Raw genomic sequence first — 347 nt, 5'->3', positions numbered from 1 at the left:
ACCACCACCACGGGTACCACCACCGTGGCCGCACCCGCCGATGACGTCTACAAAGACGCCGGCAAGGTCGAGGCAACGATCACCAAGGCCGAGGGCGGTAACTTCGAGAACCTGGAGACCAACCCGACTCCAGCGGTGACTGATGTCACCGATACCATCGACACCAGCACTGTTTCGCTGACGGCTACCCCTAACGTCGCCGAAGGCGGCACTGTGGTTTACACCGCCTCCGTGACTGCGCCAGTGACCGGTTCGCCGGTAGTCGTCACTCTGTCCAATGGCCAGACCATCACCATTCCGGTTGGCGAAAGCCAGGGCTCGGTGAACTTCACCGCGCCGAATGACGC

Annotated in this window: 1 protein-coding gene; it reads left to right on the top strand. The window is 62.2% G+C overall.

Annotation, left to right across the window (positions count from 1 at the left end; all coding sequences use genetic code 11):
• On the top strand, window positions 1-347 hold a 347-nt coding region (locus ACUXVH_RS31710; RefSeq protein WP_445496872.1), incomplete at both ends, for an immunoglobulin-like domain-containing protein.

The sequence above is a fragment of the Pseudomonas sp. 8(2025) genome, from assembly GCF_052665325.1.
This window is presented reverse-complemented; position numbering and strand designations above follow the sequence as displayed.